Here is a 17,356-nt window from a genome sequence, read left to right as displayed (position 1 = left end):
GCCGGATCAGAAGACCTCGTCCGTGTGGACGTCGAAGCGGGCGAGGTGCGCGTAACCGAAGTTCGTGGTGATCGCCACGTCGGTCGCGTCGCGCCCGCGGGCCATGACGATCCGGCCGATGCGCGGCGTATTGTGGCGCGCGTCGAAGGTGTACCAGGTCCCGTCGAGATAGACTTCGAACCAGGCCGAGAAATCCATCGGGTCGGGCACCGGCGGGATGCCGATATCGCCGAGGTAGCCGGTGCAGTAACGCGCCGGAATGTTCATGCAGCGGCAGAACGCGACGGCGAGATGCGCGAAATCGCGGCAAACGCCCTGGCGCTGCATGAAGCCGTCCCAGGCCGTCCGGGTGGCATCGGCGCACATGTAGTCGAAGCGGATGCGATCGTGCACGTAGTCGCAGATCGCCTGTACCCGGCCCCAGCCGAGGGGCGTGCCGCCGAACAGCGACCAGGCCGTCTCGGACAGCTTGTCGGTGTCGCAGTAGCGGCTGCCCAGGAGATAGACGAGCACGTCGTTGGGCAGGTTCTGCACCTCGATCTGCTGGGCGTTGGGCGCATAGGCGTCGGGCAGGCCGGAATCCTGGACCACGAAATCGGCCGAGATCGTCAGGCGGCCGGGGGGCGTGACGATGCGGGTGCAGATGTTGTCGAAGACGTCGCGATAGTCCTGGGACGGGATCGGCGGATCGAACTGGATGACGTGGGGGGTCAGGACGTCCGGCATCCGTGAGGGGTGCACGCTCAACGCGAGGATCATCGGCGTTGGCTGAACCGATTCGAAGGCGATGTCGAACCCAGTCCTGATCTTCATATCCACCACCTGATCCTGTCGAGAAACACACGCTCTTCACTTGCGACCGGGCGGCGGTTACCGCGCCGGTGCGTCAACGCGCCAGATCCGGATCCGTCGCCCGAGGCCCCCCGGCCCCCGGCTCGACTTCCTGGACATCGACGCTCACCGTCATGCCCAGATCGTCCGCCGGAAACCCGAAGAACGACCCGTGCAGCGGGACTGCCTGGCGCGGGTCTCGCGCCACCGCGACCCGGATCAGATCCCGGTTTCCGACGATGCCGTTCGTCGGATCGAACTCGATCCAGCCCGCGCCGGGCAGGTAGACCTGCACCCAAGCATGAGTCGAGCCACCGCCCACGTGCCGGTCGCGATCCCCGCGTGGGTTGTAGAGGTAACCCGAGACGAAGCGGGCCGCCATGCCGAGGGCCCGCACGGCCTCGATCATCAACACCGCGAAATCGCGGCAGCTTCCGCGCTTGAGGCGCAGCGTCGTCACCGGATCCTGCACGCCCTTCTCGGAGCGGGCCAGATACGCGAAGTTGCGCCGGACGCTGCGGGTCATCTCGGCCAGAAGGTCCTGGGTCCCGATCCGTCCGGCGGGGGGCACGAAGCTGCGGGCCCAGGCGTCGACCTCGTTGCGCGGATCGGCGTATTGCCGCTCCATCGAGCGGCTGAGATCCGGGATGTCGTCGGCCCCGTAGCCGAACGGGTAGAACGCCGCATGGGCGGCGATGGGGAAGACGGGCGCTGATTCCGGCGTGTGGTCGAGGGTGATCGCGCATTCGAACGTCAGCTGCGCGGCCCGCCCCGTGAAGGTGGCCACGGCCACGCAGTTGCCGAAGACGTCGTGGAGCCAGCGCAGGCCGCTCGGCTCCGGCGTGATCTTCAGGGTCGCCGAGATCAGGCGCTGGTCGTAGCTGTCGCGAGGCCGGAACAGGATGCGGTGTTCACCGAAGGCCACCGGCTGCCGGTAACGGTAGGTGGTGCGGTGGCGGACGGACAGGATGGGCAAGGCGAGGGGCTCCACCGCGCCGGATCGGCGTGGTCTGGTCGGCGCGGACGCTGGGTTCGGCGATGCAAGTCGTGCGCCGGAGCGACCCGCCGCGGGAGCGGCGGAAACGCCTCTCGGCGGGGCGATCCGACCGGGTCAGGGCACGATGGGCTGGGGCACGGTGGTGGCGATTTCCGCCTCGCTCAGGAGATCGAACGGGCGCCACGGCTTCGGAATGAACACTGCCTGCTCCGGCAGGGTTCCGGGTCGTTCGGCCCGCCGGCCCGAGGTGACCACCATGCGGGCCGCCGGCCAGAGCAGGGCGACCGCGGAGGCGAGCTGGACCCCGTCCATCGCGCCGGCCAGGCTCACATCCGCGAAGACTAGGGCGACGTCGCCGCCGCGCTCGCGCATGATGGTGAGCGCGGCCTCCGCGCTGTCGCAGCCGATGGCGGTCAGGTCGGTGTCGCTTAGGAGCGCCTCGGCCAGCGCCCGCGTGGCGGCGTCGTCCTCGACCACGAGGGCGAGCTTGGATGGGCGGGGCTTGGCCGGATTGGGCTTGGCCACCGGTTCCGGTTCGACCTTGCGCACGAGGATCGCGAGGTGTTCCGGCACGCCCTCGGCGATCAGGTCGTCGTAGAAGGCGGCGAGGGCCTGGCCGATCCGGTCGAGCGACATCCCGGGACTCAGCGTGTCCGCGAGCGATGTCCGGCTGACGGCGGACGTGTCGTCCGCGTTCGTACCTTTCGGGTCCGGCAAGCAGGGCCTCCGCGGTGTGTGTCTCGAGGCGGGCCAGAAGGGCTCGCCGACATTAAAGCCGAGAGATCACGGTCAGTTGCGGGAAATCATCCCGGACGCTGTCCGCCCTGTGCGTTTCGTCAGTCCGCCGTCGCGTCGGCATAGGCCAGGATGCCGGCCATGGAGCGCACGTCGCGGTAGCGTTCGCCGCGGGTGCTCATCATCGCCTCGAACTTCTCGTGCACCTGCGCCACCGACAGGCTGACGGCCTTCCGGCGCCCGCGCTGGGCGGCGAAGAAGATCGTCTTGTTGGCCCGGGCGGGGCCGGGCAGCATCTGCGCGGCGGCGGCCTTCGGCGTGTCGACCACGGTGGCGAGGAAGTCCTCGGCGTCGTCCGGGCCGAGGAAGTGGGCGAGGTAGACCTCGCCCAGGGTGAGTTCGCGGCCGATGCGGAGCGCGATGCGGGCGGCGTCGCGCTTCAGCATCTCGCCGGCCATCAGCGCGGACAGGTAGGGGTCGCGGCGCATCTCGAGAATGCGGGTCCGGTCGGCCGGATCGAGGACGGTGGGGCGTCCGTTGTCGCCCGCGACCACGAGGGCGGCATCCGTGGCGAGGCCGTATTTCGGCCCGAAGTCGCGCACCACGCCGAGCCAGGTCCGCTCGATGAACTGGAACAGGCCGGTCGCGGAGGACGTCTGGGCCTGGACCTCGGTCTTGAAGCTCGATTCCTTGTCGGCCACCGCCATCAGCAGGACGGGGTCGGTTTCCACCGCCTGCGCGGCGCGGACGATCTTCTGCACGAGGTGGCGCCGGATCTTCATCGGCCCGAATTCGAGGACCTCGTTCGGGTCGCCGACCGAGCTCTCCGTCAGGAGGTAGTCGTAGGAGACGCGGTCCACCGCATTGGAGCCGAGCTCGGTGTCGAGGTCATGGACCGGGGCGAAGGCGGAAGCGGCGGTGATCACCGCGCGGGGCGCGCTCGCCTGGGCGGAGGTCTGCAGGATGACCGGGACCGGCTGGATGCGCGGACGCGGCATGGTGATCTCGGTCATCGCCTGGGCCGACTGCACCACGCCGGTGTCCGGCCCGACGCCGTAAACCAGGACTCCGCCGAGGCCACCCGCCAGCAGCACCATGGAAAGCACGGAGCGGGTCAGGGCGGGGCGGCTGCCGTGATCGCGGCCGATGCGGCCGCCGAGGGTGAGGGCATCCGATGACGACGGAGCGGCGCCGAGGCCGGAGCGCGGTGCGAGCGAGCCCTTGACGGGCGCACCCTTGGCGATGGGGCCCTTGGCGAAGACGGTCCGTGACGATCCGACGTTTCGACCCTGCATCTGCGCGACCCAACCCCGTTCCCAAGCGACGGATTGAGATTAGCTTGACAGATGTGGCGACAACACGGCCCAGTTTGGGGCAATCCCGTGGCAAGATTGGCACGGTGTCCAGAGCGTTTTCGCACATCGCAGCCGGACGGGGCGGGACGCGAAACGCCGAACGCGGCCATGCCGGAGCACGACCGCCAAACAAATCTCATCGATAAGGAATGGTACCACTGCCCCGGCTCGAACGGGGGACCTCTTGATCCACAATCAAGCGCTCTAACCAACTGAGCTACAGCGGCACTGCGGGCGATCTATCCCGACCCGCGCCGCATTTCAAGCCGCCTTTGGCCGATCGTCGGCAAAAGTGTGGACCATTCTCCCGTCGAGCCCGAGGCGCCGGGCGGGCGACGGCGCCGAGCGGTCGACGCCGGGGCCGCCGACGGGCTAAGCAGGGCGCGGGTCCATCTCCCTGCGCGCGTTCCTCCCGGCGCATGCTCCCGTTCACCGGTCGATGCCACCGCACGCCATCCCCTCCCGACCGCCGCTCGCCCAGCGGGTGCTCGTGCAAGCGCCCGGCCAGCTGCGCGCCCTCGTGCGCGGCAGCGAGATCGGCCTGATCGTCCTGGCCGCCCTGATCGGCTGCTGCGGCGGCGTCGCGGTGGCCGGAATGAACCGCGCGACGCAGGCCCTGCGGGAGCTGCTCTACGGTCTGCCGCCGGGCTTGCGCCTGAGCGCGGCCACCGATCTCCCGGCCCTCGTGGTTCTCCTGGCGCCGGCCTTCGGCGGCGTCATGCTCGCGCTCTTCACCCTGGCCCTGCGCTGGCAGCGACGGCCCCGGCGCCCGGTGGTCGACCCGATCGAGGCGAACGCGCTGCATGGCGGACGGATGTCGATCCGCGATTCCCTCATCGTGGTGATTCAGAACACCATCTCCAACGGTAGCGGCATCTCGGTGGGAATGGAGGCGGCCTACACGCAGTTCTGCGCCGGACTGGCCTCGCGCCTCGGCCTCGCCTTCGAGCTGCGCCGGGCCGATCAGCGGACCCTCGTCGGCTGCGGCGCGGCGGCGGCCATCGCGGCGGCCTTCGGGGCGCCGCTGACGGGGGCGTTCTACGCTTTCGAGCTCATCATCGGCACCTATTCCATCGCCACGCTGACCCCGGTCGTGGTCGCCGCCCTCTGCGGCAGCGTCGTCGCCCGCGCCCTGGTGGCCCAGACCTCCCTCGTCACGGTGGAACGGGCCGATGCCGTGACCACGACGGTCCTGACCACCCTCGACACGGTTCCGAGCCTCGCCCTCGGACTGATCTGCGCCGGCCTCGGCATCCTCATCATGCGCGGCGTGACCCTGGTGGAAGCCGGCTTTCGCGCCACCCGCCTGCCGACCCTCTGCGTGCCGATCCTCGGCGGCCTGTGCGTCGGCGGGCTGGCGCTCATCGCCTCGCCGCAGGTCCTCTCCGGCGGACACGGGGCGCTGCACCTGCATCTCGACGCCCACGGCACCACCCTCGGCCTCTCGGCCCTGATCGTGCTGTTCGTCGCCAAGGCGACGGCCTCGGCGGTCTCCATCGGGTCGGGTTTCCGCGGCGGCCTCTTCTTCGCCTCGCTCTTCCTCGGCGCGATCGTGGGCGAGATCTTCGCCGCCGGCATGCCGATGATCCTGCCCGGCTTCGCCGCGTTCGGGCTGACCCCGCTCGCCTACGCGGTGATCGGCATGAGTGCGCTCGCCGTGGCGGTGATCGGCGGACCGCTGACCATGACGTTCCTCGCCCTCGAACTCACGGGCAGCTTTCCGATCGCGGGCCTGGTGCTCGTGGCGGTGATCGCCTCGTCGCTGACCGTGCGGAAGACCTTCGGCTATTCCTTCGCGACCTGGCGCTTCCACCTGCGCGGCGAGAGCATCCGCAGCGCGCACGATGTCGGTTGGATCCGGACCCTCACGGTCGGCAAGCTGATGCGCCGCGAGGTGCCGACGGCCGCCCTCGACCAGAGCCTTGCCAATTTTCTGCGCAAGCACCCCCTGGGCTCGCCCTCCCGGGTGGTGATCGTGGACGGGCAGGGGCGCTATGCCGGCATCATCCTCGTGCCGGAAGCCCACGCGGCCCTGCTGGAGGCGGAGGCCGAGGCGCCGGGTCTCCCCGGGCTCCTGCGCCACACCCACGACGTCCTCACCGCCGACATGAACGCCAAGATCGCCACGGCGATCTTCGACCGGACGGAAAGCGAGGCCCTGGCGGTGGTGGAGGACTTGAAGAACCGCAAGGTGATCGGCCTCCTCACCGAGAGCCACACCCTCAAGCGCTACAGCGAAGAACTGGACCGGCAGCGCCGGGCGGTGCTGGGGGAGACGAGCTGAATTGCTGGCCGGGCGGAAAAGCGCCGCGCGGTCACGGACGCCCCGTGGCCCGGCGCCAGCCGGCATAGCCGAAGGCGAAGAGGCTGGCCCCGCCCATCATCAGGAGGCTCCAGCCCCAGTCGCTCGGCACCTGCCCATCGACCGGATGACCGGCGAGGCCAGCGGCCAGCACGAGGCCGAAACCGGTGACGACGGCGGAGAGCAGAAGCCCGAGACTGATCCCGATACTCATCACGAAACGCTTCCCACACAGGAAATCCGGGCGCCGCGGCGCGGGCGCGCAAGGGCCGACGCCGGGTCCTGGGCGGGACGCGGCGCCGGCAGGGTCGGATCAGGGGATCACTTGATCAGAGGGTCCCTTCGTCGAAGGGCCCCTTCATCAGGGGTCACTCGAGTGAAGGATCACTCGAGTGAAGGATCATTTGGGGACGGCGGTCGAACCCGTCGTCGCCGCGGATGCCGGCGCCTTCTGCGGGGTTCCGAGCACGTTCACCACGTCGAAGCGCACGCCGTCCTCCACCTTCTTCAGGAGGGCGTTGCCCTCGTAATACTTGCCTTGTCCGATCAGGCTCGCCGCCTGATCGACATCGGTGGTCGTCTGGTTCAGCGGCACGACGGCCAGGACGAAGTTCATGTCGACGCCGGCGAGCTTGAGCTGGTCGATGGCCGACTTGCGATCACCCTTCTCGAGGCTCTTGTTCGCGGTCGCCACGGCGGCCGCCTTGGTCGGCGTGGCGACGAAATCCTCGCCGAGCGTCAGCTGGCCGTCGACGGGCAGCCAGGCCGTGGGCTGCTTGGATGCCTTCGCCTCCGCGGTCTTAGCGTCGGCCGCCTTCGCATCGGAAGCCTTCGCATCGGAAGCCTTCGCCATCGCGGCGTGCTTGTCGGGGCTCCGCAGGTCCGCTTCCGCCTTTGTGTAGATCGCCTCGTCGGTCTTGGCCTTGGCGAGCGACGCCTGCGCCTTGCCGATCAGGGTCTTGGCGAGGGTCGGATCGGCGTCGAAGATGGCGATGCGGGCGAGGTGCAGGTCGCGGAAGGCCTGGGCGCCGTCCTTCGACAGCTTGCCCACGTCCTTGTCCGCCGCCTGCTGCGCGGCCGTCACTGGCGGAGCCGTCGCGGGCTTCACCGCATCGTTGGCCAGTGCCACACCGCTGAGAAGCGAGGTTGCGGCAAGGAAAGCGGCAACTGTTCTTGTCTTATTCATCACACTGCCTCCGAAGAAGAGCCGCGCCTGGATCGTGGATCGAACTGATCTCCCTTCTCCGGCGATCTCTTCTGAAGCAAATGTGGTCTTGGCCAATCGAGATGTCATCTTAAAGTTTGGTCAGGTTCAGTTCATCAAATATTCGTTGACAGCAGCCCAGACGCTGAGGTGCATCAAGCCGTTTCCGAGTCGGATGCCGGCGGCACAAAAAAGCACGCGGTGATCGCTCACCGCGTGCCGGTCGTTCGCCCGAGGAGGAAACGGCTCAGGCGGCCGAGAGGCGGGACTTGCGCGTCAGCGCTTCCTCGACGGTGCCGTCGCCGTCGAGGTAGCCGTGACGCTTCGGGTTCGGCATGATCAGCGAGCCGATGAAGGCGACGCCGAGCATGACGGTCACGTACCAGAAGAACGTGCTCTCGGAGCCGACCTGCTTCAGGTAGAGCGCGACCATCTCGGCGGTGCCGCCGAACAGCGAATTGGCGATGGCGTAGGAGAGGCCGACGCCCAGGGCCCGCACCTGCGTCGGGAAAAGCTCGGCTTTCACGATGCCGCTGATGCCGGTGTAGAAACTGATCACGATCAGGCCGACCATGATCAGCGCGAAGGACAGGACCGCGTTCTGCGTGGATCCGATGGCGGTCATCAGCGGCACCACCATCAGGGTCCCGAGGCCGCTGTAGAGCAGCATGTTGGCCTTGCGCCCGATCCGGTCCGACAACCAGCCGAAGAAGGGCTGGATGATCATGTAGACGAACAGGGCGGCGGTGGAGATCTGCGAGGCCGTGACCTTGTCGATATGCGCCGTGTTAAAGAGGTACTTCGGCATGTAGGTGGTGAAGGTGTAGAAGCTCAACGAGCCGCCGGCGGTGTAGGCCAGCACCACGCAGAAGGCGCGCCAGTGCTTGAACAGGGCCGCGAAGGTGCCGGAATCCTTCTTGGCCATGTCTTCCTTGGTCGCCGTCTCGGCCAGCGACGAACGCAGGTAGAGCGCGACCACCGCCGCGATGGCGCCGATGACGAACGGGATGCGCCAGCCCCAGGCCGTCAGTTCCTGCGCGGTGAGGAAGCTCTGGAGGATGATCAGCACCAGCGAGGCGAGGAGCTGGCCGCCGATCAGGGTGACGTACTGGAAGGAGGCGAAGAAGCCGCGACGGCCCTTCACGGCGATCTCGCTCATGTAGGTGGCGCTGGTGCCGTACTCACCGCCCACCGACAGGCCCTGGATCATCCGGGCGAGCAGCAGCAGGGCCGGCGCGAGCTGCCCGACCGTGGCGTAGGTCGGCAGCACCGCGATCATCAGCGACCCGGCGCACATCATCAGCACCGAGATCAGCATCGAGGTCTTGCGGCCGAGGCGGTCGGCGATGCGGCCGAACAGCCAGCCGCCGATCGGGCGCATAAAGAAGCCCACCGCGAACACGGCGGCCGATTGCAGGAGCTGACTGGTGCTGTCGCCGGCGGGAAAGAACACCGGTGCGAAGTAGAGCGCGAAGAACGCGTAGCAGTAGAAATCGAACCATTCGACGAGATTGCCCGACGAGGAGGCGACGATCGCCTTGATCCGGCGTCGGTTGTCGGCGGCGTCCTCCGCCTTGGTCGGAATGGTCCCGGCCCCACCTGTCATACGTCTCATCCCTGTGCTCTGAACAATGCCGTTCCGCGGCTTGCTTGACGGGGACGTTATCGCCTCGAACGCGATTTCCAAAGGGCGATCAGCGGGTTGTCGGACACGGCCAAGATGACGATGAAACCACGCTGTGGAAGACGTGCCCCTGAGCTTGGCTGTACCGAGTCAATAGGCTGATCGCGATCAGCCGCAAGATCAGCGCAAGAAATCCGGGAACGGTTTCTCGAAGATCCTCGTTGCGGACGGCATCGACGTCGAGCGGCGTCCGACAACAACGAGAGTGGAAACGATCCCATGAGCAAGCTCTTTCGGAGCACGGTGACGGCGGCGGCCCTGGTGATCGGCGCAGCGAGCGCGTTCGCGCAGGGCGGGCCGGGCGGCGGCGCTGGTGGCGGGGCAGGCGGTGCCGGGGGCGGCGCGGGCGGTGCCGGAGGTGGCGGCGCCAGCATGGGCGCGGGCGGCGGCGCCGGTGGCGCGGGTCCGGGTGCGGGTGGTGCCGGCGGAATGCGCGGTGGCGCCGGTGGCGGTGCGGGCGGTGGCGCCGGCATGCGGGGTGGCGAAGCCGGCGGTGCGGCTGGCGGCGCGGGCATGCGCGGCGGCGCCGGCGGTGCGGAGACCGGGGCCGGTCCGGCCGGTGGTGCCCAGCGCGGCGAGGCCGGTGGCCGTGGCGCCGAGGGTGGCGCAGGGCGGCAGGACGGTCGTCCGGGTCAGGCGACCGGAGAGCGCGGTGGCCGCGAAGACGGTGGCGCCGCGGCACGAGACGGCCGGGGCGACCGGGACGGCAAGGGAGATCGCGACGGCAAGGCGGACCGCGACGGCAAGGGCGATCGGGGCGGCAAGGCTGATCGCGACGGCCGCGAGGAGCGCGGTGGACGGGCCGACCGCGATGAGCGCGGCGGTCGCGACGGCCGCGTCGAGCGCGAGGGCCGGGGTGGTCGCGGCGATCGCGGCGCCGTCCGCGGCGCCTATGGCCGCCTGGGGGCGCCGCAGCGCACCGAGTTCCGCCAGAGCGTGTTCCGCCGGGGCATCCCACGCCTCGCCGCCGGCGCCTTCGCGCTCACCGTCGGCACGGCCATTGCCCGCAGCTACACTCTCTACGACCTGCCGCCGGACATCGTCCGGATCGCGCCGGAATACGAGGATTACCGCTACGTGCTGGTGGACGACGACATCGTCATCGTCGATCCCGACACCTACGAGATCGTCGACGTGATCCGCGGCTGACCCGAGCGATCGGAACCGCGTCGGGGGCGGGGCTTCAGGCTCCGCCCCTTCGCGTTTTCCGCTCAGCGCTTGCGGTCGAGGAGGCCGGAGACCACCCGTGCGGTGTAGTCGACCATCGGCACGATGCGGGCATAGTTCAGGCGCGTCGGGCCGATGACCCCCACCACGCCGACGATCTTCTGCGACCCGTCGCGGAACGGAGCCGCGATCATCGAGGAGCCTGAGAGCGAGAAGAGCTTGTTCTCCGAGCCGATGAAGATGCGCACGCCCTCGCCGCCCTCGGCCCGGGACAGGAGTTCGATCACGTCCTTCTGGGTCTCGAGGTCGTTGAACAGCAGGCGGATGCGGTCGAGATCCTCGGCGGCCCGCAGGTCGTCCAGGAGATTGGCCTGCCCGCGCACGATGAGCTGCCGGGCATCCGAGGGGCCGACGCTGACGGCGAGGCCGGCATCCACGAGGCGCTCGGTGATCACGTCGAGTTCGCGCTTCATCGCTTGCCGGCCCGACTCGATCTCGGCGCGGAGCGTCCCCAGGGTCCGGCCCTGGAGCCGGGCGTTCAGGTAGTTCGAGGCCTCCTGGAGAGCCCCCGCCGGCAGGCCCGCCGGTAGGTCGAGGAGGCGGTTCTCCACCGAGCCGTCGTCGGAGACCAGGACGACCAGCGCCCGGGTCGGGTCGAGGCGGACGAACTCGATATGCTTCAGGTGGACATTGGTCTTGGTGGTGAGCACCACGCCGGCTCCGCGGGAGATCCCTGAGAGCAGCATCGAGGCCTCGGCCAGTGCGGAATCGAAGGTATGGCCCGAGGCGGCCGCGCGCATCTGCGCCTCGATCCGCTCCTGCTCCTCACGCCCGACATCGCCGAGCTCCAGCATCGCATCGACGAAGAAGCGCAGGCCCTGCTCCGTGGGCAGACGGCCGGCCGAGGCGTGGGGTGCGAAGATCAGCCCGGAATGCTCGAGATCCGCCATGACGTTCCGGATCGAAGCCGGCGACAGGGCCATGGGCAGGATGCGCGCGAGGTTACGCGAGCCGACCGGCTCGCCGGTCGTCAGATAGCTCTCGACGATCTGCCGGAAGATTTCACGCGAGCGTTCGTTCAGCGCGCTGAGAACCTGCATCTGCTGCGATGTGGAGAAGGGGCGGGCGGGCTCGGTCACATTCCATTCCTGAGGCGGAGAGTGTGACGGTCTCCCGTGCTTTACACAATGCCGTCCACCGTCGCCCCTGGCGGACGCAGGGAGAATTCGAGAAACCGCTTGGCCGCGGTAGGCGTTCCGCACCTCCGGCTCACCGGCGGCGCCGGCAATCCGCCCGACCTCGCTTGCCGGGCGGGGGCCGGAACCGTAAAGCCGCACTCCATCGACACCGGTAAGGAGATCGGCATGCGGCCCTCGAAGCGCGCGAACGACGAACTGCGCATGGTCACCCTGGAGCGCGCCGTCTCCCGCCACGCCGAAGGCTCATGCCTCGTCAGCTTCGGCGACACCAAGGTGCTGTGCACGGCCACCCTGGAAGAGCGCGGCCCTGGCTGGCTGCGCGGCTCCGGCAAGGGCTGGGTCACCGCGGAATACGCCATGCTGCCGCGCGCCACTCACGCGCGCACCCGGCGCGAGGTCACGGCCGGCAAGCCCTCCGGACGCACCCAGGAGATCCAGCGCCTGATCGGCCGCTCCCTGCGCGCCGTGACCAACCTGCCGGCGATCGGCGAGCGCCAGATCACCGTCGATTGCGACGTGATCCAGGCCGATGGCGGCACCCGCACCGCGGCGATCACCGGCGCCTGGGTCGCCCTGCACGAGTGCTTCACCTGGATGCGCGGCCGCTCGATCATCTCGGTCGACCCCCTGCGCGACCACGTGGCGGCGGTCTCCTGCGGCATCTACAAGGGCAAGCCCGTCCTCGACCTCGACTATTCGGAGGATTCCGCGGCCGAGACCGACGCCAACTTCGTCATCACGGGCACCGGGGGCCTCGTCGAGGTCCAGGGTACCGCCGAGGGCAAGCCGTTCTCGGAGGAGGAGCTGTTCGAGCTGATGCGCCTCGCCAAGGGCGGCATCCAGTCCCTCGTCGCCCTCCAGAAGCAGGCCGTGGCGCAGGGAGTCTCCGCATGAGCGAGCACCGCATCCTCACGGGTCGCGTCGTCATCGCGACCCACAATGCCGGCAAGCTCGTCGAAATGCGCGAGTTGCTGGCGCCCTTCGGCATCGACGCGGTCTCGGCCGGCGAACTCGGCCTGCCCGAGCCGGACGAGACCGGGACGATGTTCGCCGAGAACGCGGCCATCAAGGCGCACGCCGCCGCGACGGCCTCGGGCCTGCCGGCCTTCGCCGACGATTCCGGCCTCTGCGTCAACGCCCTCGACGGGGCACCCGGGCTGTTCTCGGCCCGCTGGGCCGGGCCGTCCAAGGATTTCACCGGCGCCATGGCGCGGATCGCCGCGGAACTCGACAAGCGCGGCGCCACCACCCGGCGGGCGCACTTCGTCTCCGCCCTGGTGATCGCCTGGCCGGACGGCCACACCGAGACCTTCGAGGGCCGGGTCTTCGGCGAACTCGTGCCGCCGCGCGGCGCGAGCGGGTTCGGCTACGACCCGATGTTCCAGCCCGACGGCGACCACCGCACCTTCGGGGAGATCTCCTCCGCGGAGAAGCACGGCGTCGACTGGCAGACCGGCAACGCCCTGTCGCATCGCGCCCGCGCCTTCGTGCTCCTGGCTCAGACCTGCCTGCGGCGTCCGTAAACTGCCTGCGGCGCCCTTGAGACCGGCCGCGGGATTGCCAAACGGCGGTCCCGCGCGCACATCCGCGTCATGACCGAACCGACAGGCCCGGACCACCCGACCCGCGATGCGGGGTTCGGGGTCTATGTCCACTGGCCCTTCTGCGCCGCGAAGTGCCCGTATTGCGACTTCAACAGCCACGTGCGCCACGCGCCCGTGGACGAGGGCCGCTTCCTGGACGCCTTCCGGGCCGAGATCGCCCATGTGGCGGCGCGCACGCCCGGACGGACGGTATCGAGCGTCTTCCTCGGCGGCGGCACGCCTTCCCTGATGCAGCCCGCCACCGTGGCGGGCCTGCTCGACGCCATCGGCGGCGCCTGGACCGTGACGCCCGACGTCGAGATCACCCTGGAAGCCAATCCCACCAGCGTCGAAGCGGAGCGCTTCCGCGGCTACCGCGCCGCCGGGGTCAACCGCGTCTCCCTCGGCGTCCAGGCCATGGACGACGCCGCCCTGAAGCAACTCGGCCGCCTGCACAGCGCAGCCGAGGCCATGGCGGCGGTGCGGGTCGCGGCGGCGCATTTCGAGCGCTACTCCTTCGACCTGATCTATGCCCGGCCCGACCAGGGCCCGGCCGCGTGGCGGGCCGAACTCGAAGGTGCCATCGCCCGGGCGGCGGAGCACCTGTCGCTCTACCAGCTCACCATCGAACCGGGCACGCCGTTCTACGGCCTCGCCGCCGCCGGCAAGCTGGTGCCGCCGGACGACGATGCCGCGCGTGCCCTCTACGACGTGACCCAGGAGGTCTGCGACCGGGCCGGCTTGCCGGCCTACGAGATCTCCAACCACGCCCGGCCCGGCGCGGAATCCCGGCACAACCTCCTGTACTGGCGCTACGGCGAATATGCGGGCATCGGCCCCGGCGCCCACGGACGCCTCGTCGAAGCGGCAGGCCGGATCGGCACCGTCACCGAGCGGGCGCCGGAAGCCTGGCTCGCCCGGGTGGAGGGGCAGGGTCACGGCATCGTCGAGACCGAGACGCTGGCCGCCTCGGACCAGGGCGACGAGTTCCTGATGATGGGTCTGCGCCTGCGCGAAGGCATCGACCCCGCGCGCTACGCCGCCCTGAAGGGGAGGGCCCTCGACCCGAGGCGGATCGACGGCCTCGTCGCCGAGGGGCTGATCGCCCGACATGCGGGTGGCCGCATCGCCGCGACGCCCGCCGGTGCGCCGGTGCTCAACGCGCTGGTGGCCGCGCTCGCCGCCTGATCAGGTGCCCGACGGGCCGAGGGTGCGCGGCGCCGGGCTGACGATGGCCGGCGCACCCGAACGGATCTCGTAGACCGCCAGCGCGCGATCGCTCGGGCCGTCCGGCCGGAACCGGAAGGTCCCGTCGACGCCGGAGAAGCCGGACGGGTTGGTGAGCGTGGTGTCGGCGAAACGCTGCGAGCCGAACTGGCGCGACAGGGCCGCCATCAGCGAGACCGCGTCGTAGGCCAGGGTGGCGACGCGCGGCGGCACCGAGCCGAACCGCGCCTGGTAACGCTGCGAGAAGCCGGTGAAGCCGGCTGCGTCCGGGGCTGCGAACCAGCCGCCCTGGAGGGCGGGCAGGGCGAAGATCCGGGGATCGTTCCAGACGGCGGTGCCGATCGGCCGGACCCGGCCGGGGGCGAACCCGGCCTTGGTCAGGGCCGGGGCGACGGTGGCGAGGCCATCCGGCGTATCCGGCAGGAACAACGCGTCGGCCTGGGCCGCCGGCCCGGTGATCAGGCCGCCGAGGCGCCCGATGGCGGGGGCCGGATTGCCGACGGGATAGCGCTCGATCGCCACGAGGCGCGCGCCCTTGCGGGCTACCGCCTCGCGGAACTGCGCCTCCACGGCGTTTCCGTAGCTCGAATCCGGGATCATCGCTGCGAAGGATTTGCGGCCGGACGCGACGGATTCGTCGACGACCCGGTCGACCTCGGCCTGGGGCAGGAAGCTCAGGAGGTAGGTGCCGCGGGCCGCGACCCCGGCATCGGTCGAGAAGGCGATGAGGGGCTTGCCCGCCGCGCGTACCACGCCGGCCGCCGCCTGGACGTTGGCGGCGAAGAGCGGGCCGAGGACGACCTCGGCCCCATCCGCCACGGCGGCTTGGGCCGCCTCGCGGGCGCCGTCCGGCGCGCCGCGGTCGTCCTTCACCAGGATCTGCAGGTCGGACTTCTGGAAATCCTCGATGGCGAGTTCGGCCGCATTGCGCATCGCCGTGCCCACCGCCGAGCCCGGTCCGGTGAGCGGCACCACCAGGGCGACCTTCACCGATCCGGTGCCGATCCGCCCCCCCGCGGCGGCAATCGGCGCGTCGGCCCCCGGGCCTTCCACCTGGGGTGGCGGGACCCGGTTCGAGACGCGGCCGCCGCCGTCCGGCACTCCGACGCAGGCCGCGAGCAGGAGCAGGGTCGAGATCCCGACCAGCCCGGATTTCAGCCTGTTGGCGTGCGTCATCGGTGGCCCCCCTGTCGCCGGCTGACGACCCAGGCTTGCAGCCTAGGGGCCAAAAGTAAATGTGAACCGACGCGCCGCCGAGCATTCCGCAGGGAGCCCCGATCGTGGCAAGGTCCCGGCCATGACCCAGAAGATCGACACGCGGACCCGGCGGCGGCGCGACCCGGCCGCAACGGGGCCCGGCGCCCGCCCACCCGCCACCTTCACGGCCTTCGGGCTCGCCGCCGAGGCCGAGGCGATCGAGCCCGGTCTCCACGTGGTGGCGACCCCGATCGGAAACCTGAAGGACGTCTCGTTCCGCGCCCTGGCGACGCTCGCCGCCGCCGATGCGGTGCTGGCCGAGGACACCCGCGTCACCCGCACGCTGCTGATGCATTACGGGATCACCACGCCCCTGGTGGCCTATCACGAGCATTCCAACGCGGCGGTGCGCGAGCGGATGATCGCCCGGATGCAGGCCGGCGAGGCCCTGGCCCTGGTCTCCGACGCGGGCACGCCCCTCGTGTCGGATCCGGGTTTCAAGCTCGTGCAGGCAGCGATCGAGGCCGGCCTCAGCGTCACGCCCATTCCGGGCCCCTCGGCGGTGATGACCGCCATCGTGGCCGCCGGCCTGCCCACCGACCGGTTCTTCTTCGAGGGCTTCCTGCCGGCCAGGTCCGGCGCGCGGCGCAACCGCCTGGAGGCGCTCGGGCGCATCCCCGGCACCCTGGTGTTGTTCGAATCGCCCCATCGCCTGCCCGAGATGCTGGTCGACGCCGTGGAGGTCCTCGGGCCTACGCGCCCTGCAGCGGTCGCCCGCGAGCTGACCAAGCTCTACGAAACGATCCGGCGCGGCAGCCTCGGCGATCTCGCCGCGCTCTACGCGGAGGAGGGCGCGCCGAAGGGCGAAGTGGTGGTGATCATCGGCACGCAGGACGAGGTGCCCGACGCCGCCGAGACGGATGCGGGCCTCGATGCGGCCCTGACGGCGGCGCTCGCCCGGCACTCGATCAAGGACGCCGCGACCCTGGTGGCGGAGGAGACCGGCCAGGCCCGCCGGGTCGTCTATGCCCGTGCCCTGGCCCTGGCCCGGCGCGACGATGAGACCTGAGGGCCCTGCGGCCGAGCGCCGTCGCGCCACCGAGCTGCGCGGCCGAACGGCCGAGACCCTCGCGCTTTTCGCCCTGATGCTGAAGGGCTACCGTCCGCTCGGGTCGCGCTTTCGCGCGGCGGGGGGCGAGATCGACCTGATCGTCCGGCGCGGGGCGACGATCGCGTTCGTGGAGGTGAATGCGCGCAGCACGCTGGAGGCGGCGCAAGGCGCCATCGACGCCCACAAAGTCGCCCGATTCTCGCGGGCTGTCCGGGCCTGGATCAGTCGGCACCCGAACACCGACGCGGCGACGTTTCGGGCGGACGCGGTGTTCGTCTCGCCCTGGGCCTGGCCCCGGCACGTGGCCGACGCCTTTCCGATCCGATGATCTCAGGCGCGCGCGGCCGCCACGGCTGCGATCAGCGTCCGCTTGAGGTCGGCTTGGCTGAACGGCTTCTGCACGACCGGACGATCACGGAACGGCTCACGGATGCCGGCGCCGCCGTAGCCCGTCGAGAATACGATGGGCAGGTCGCGCTTCACGATGGCTTCGGCCACCGGATAGATCGGCTCGCCCGCCACGTTGACGTCGAGGATGGCGACCTCGAAACTCTCGTTCTCCGCCATCTCGAGGGCGGTCGACAGACGCGCGGCGGGGCCGACGACGGTGCAACCGAAATCGAGCAGCATGTCTTCGAGCAGCATCGAGATCGCGGCTTCGTCCTCGACGACAAGCACGCGAGCCCCATTGAGAAGGTCTTCGTCCACTTGAGCACTCACGCCGGGGCTTCTTCCCTTCGATCGACTTGGAAATCCGGAACGCC

Annotated in this window: 17 protein-coding genes and 1 tRNA gene; 7 read left to right on the top strand and 11 right to left on the bottom strand. The window is 70.0% G+C overall.

From position 1 onward, the window contains the following. Positions 1 to 6: 6 nt before the first annotated feature. From ASF41_RS10315 to ASF41_RS10295, 5 genes are all read right to left on the bottom strand, one after another. Positions 7 to 813 carry a transglutaminase family protein gene (locus ASF41_RS10315; RefSeq protein ID WP_056222782.1) on the bottom strand — a complete coding sequence of 269 codons (807 nt, stop codon included), beginning with the start codon at positions 811 to 813 and terminating at the stop codon, positions 7 to 9. Positions 814 to 886: 73 nt separating this feature from the next. Beyond that, positions 887 to 1,807 (bottom strand): transglutaminase family protein, encoded by a 921-nt coding sequence (locus ASF41_RS10310; RefSeq protein ID WP_056223026.1) that lies wholly within the window; start codon positions 1,805 to 1,807, stop codon positions 887 to 889. A gap of 135 nt (positions 1,808 to 1,942) precedes the next feature. After that, on the bottom strand, positions 1,943 to 2,464 hold the full coding sequence (locus ASF41_RS10305; protein ID WP_056274808.1) for a response regulator: 522 nt from the start codon (positions 2,462 to 2,464) through the stop codon (positions 1,943 to 1,945). A 200-nt stretch (positions 2,465 to 2,664) separates the two neighbouring features. Then, complete coding sequence (locus ASF41_RS10300; protein WP_056274806.1) at positions 2,665 to 3,858, bottom strand: transglycosylase SLT domain-containing protein; 1,194 nt, start codon at positions 3,856 to 3,858, stop codon at positions 2,665 to 2,667. 210 nt (positions 3,859 to 4,068) lie between these two features. After that, positions 4,069 to 4,145 (bottom strand) — tRNA-His (locus tag ASF41_RS10295). 212 nt (positions 4,146 to 4,357) lie between these two features. Here ASF41_RS10295 and ASF41_RS10290 point away from each other — a divergent pair. Then, positions 4,358 to 6,202, top strand: coding sequence for a chloride channel protein (locus tag ASF41_RS10290; RefSeq protein ID WP_056492934.1), 1,845 nt, complete (start codon positions 4,358 to 4,360; stop codon positions 6,200 to 6,202). Between the two features lie 31 nt (positions 6,203 to 6,233). Here the strand turns inward: ASF41_RS10290 and ASF41_RS10285 are convergent, their stop codons facing one another. From ASF41_RS10285 to ASF41_RS10275, 3 genes are all read right to left on the bottom strand, one after another. Beyond that, a complete protein-coding gene (locus tag ASF41_RS10285; protein WP_056380748.1) occupies positions 6,234 to 6,434 on the bottom strand; it encodes a hypothetical protein in 201 nt (66 codons plus the stop codon). A 186-nt stretch (positions 6,435 to 6,620) separates the two neighbouring features. Continuing rightward, a complete protein-coding gene (locus ASF41_RS10280) occupies positions 6,621 to 7,406 on the bottom strand; it encodes a YfdX family protein (protein WP_056492932.1) in 786 nt (261 codons plus the stop codon). A gap of 265 nt (positions 7,407 to 7,671) precedes the next feature. Further along, positions 7,672 to 9,039, bottom strand: a complete 1,368-nt coding sequence (locus ASF41_RS10275; RefSeq protein ID WP_277996208.1) for an MFS family transporter — start codon at positions 9,037 to 9,039, stop codon at positions 7,672 to 7,674. A 288-nt stretch (positions 9,040 to 9,327) separates the two neighbouring features. On the opposite strand from ASF41_RS10275, the gene ASF41_RS10270 reads away from it, so the two are divergent. Beyond that, a complete protein-coding gene (locus tag ASF41_RS10270; protein WP_056492929.1) occupies positions 9,328 to 10,257 on the top strand; it encodes a DUF1236 domain-containing protein in 930 nt (309 codons plus the stop codon). Between the two features lie 62 nt (positions 10,258 to 10,319). Here the strand turns inward: ASF41_RS10270 and hrcA are convergent, their stop codons facing one another. Continuing rightward, positions 10,320 to 11,375, bottom strand: a complete 1,056-nt coding sequence (gene hrcA, locus ASF41_RS10265; RefSeq protein WP_200917560.1) for a heat-inducible transcriptional repressor HrcA — start codon at positions 11,373 to 11,375, stop codon at positions 10,320 to 10,322. A 264-nt stretch (positions 11,376 to 11,639) separates the two neighbouring features. Between hrcA and rph the strand changes: the two genes are divergently transcribed. The 3 genes from rph to hemW all read left to right on the top strand — a co-directional run bounded on the left by rph (position 11,640) and on the right by hemW (position 14,245). After that, positions 11,640 to 12,368 carry a ribonuclease PH gene (gene rph, locus ASF41_RS10260; protein WP_056493061.1) on the top strand — a complete coding sequence of 243 codons (729 nt, stop codon included), beginning with the start codon at positions 11,640 to 11,642 and terminating at the stop codon, positions 12,366 to 12,368. Then, positions 12,365 to 12,997: an RdgB/HAM1 family non-canonical purine NTP pyrophosphatase gene (gene rdgB / locus ASF41_RS10255; RefSeq protein WP_056492926.1), complete on the top strand. Its 633-nt coding sequence runs from the start codon at positions 12,365 to 12,367 to the stop codon at positions 12,995 to 12,997. The genes rph and rdgB overlap by 4 nt, the downstream gene beginning before the upstream one ends. Positions 12,998 to 13,066: 69 nt before the next feature. Further along, positions 13,067 to 14,245 carry a radical SAM family heme chaperone HemW gene (gene hemW, locus ASF41_RS10250; RefSeq protein WP_056492923.1) on the top strand — a complete coding sequence of 393 codons (1,179 nt, stop codon included), beginning with the start codon at positions 13,067 to 13,069 and terminating at the stop codon, positions 14,243 to 14,245. On the opposite strand, the gene ASF41_RS10245 is transcribed toward hemW, so the two are convergent. Beyond that, entirely contained in the window at positions 14,246 to 15,460 is a 1,215-nt protein-coding gene (locus ASF41_RS10245; protein ID WP_056274793.1) for a penicillin-binding protein activator, read from the bottom strand. Between the two features lie 121 nt (positions 15,461 to 15,581). Here ASF41_RS10245 and rsmI point away from each other — a divergent pair, with 121 nt between their 5' ends. After that, positions 15,582 to 16,550: a 16S rRNA (cytidine(1402)-2'-O)-methyltransferase gene (gene rsmI / locus ASF41_RS10240; RefSeq protein ID WP_056492920.1), complete on the top strand. Its 969-nt coding sequence runs from the start codon at positions 15,582 to 15,584 to the stop codon at positions 16,548 to 16,550. Then, positions 16,540 to 16,920: a YraN family protein gene (locus ASF41_RS10235; protein WP_056493058.1), complete on the top strand. Its 381-nt coding sequence runs from the start codon at positions 16,540 to 16,542 to the stop codon at positions 16,918 to 16,920. Before rsmI ends, ASF41_RS10235 begins: the two co-directional genes overlap by 11 nt. Before the next feature lie 2 nt (positions 16,921 to 16,922). Here ASF41_RS10235 and ASF41_RS10230 read toward each other — a convergent pair whose 3' ends face one another. Next, complete coding sequence (locus tag ASF41_RS10230; protein WP_056222745.1) at positions 16,923 to 17,312, bottom strand: response regulator; 390 nt, start codon at positions 17,310 to 17,312, stop codon at positions 16,923 to 16,925. Positions 17,313 to 17,356 lie beyond the last annotated feature (44 nt).

This window comes from Methylobacterium sp. Leaf111, assembly GCF_001423285.1.
Taxonomy (GTDB): Bacteria; Pseudomonadota; Alphaproteobacteria; order Rhizobiales; family Beijerinckiaceae; genus Methylobacterium.
Note: the sequence above shows the minus strand (reverse complement) of the source record. Positions and strands in the feature narration are given on the sequence as shown.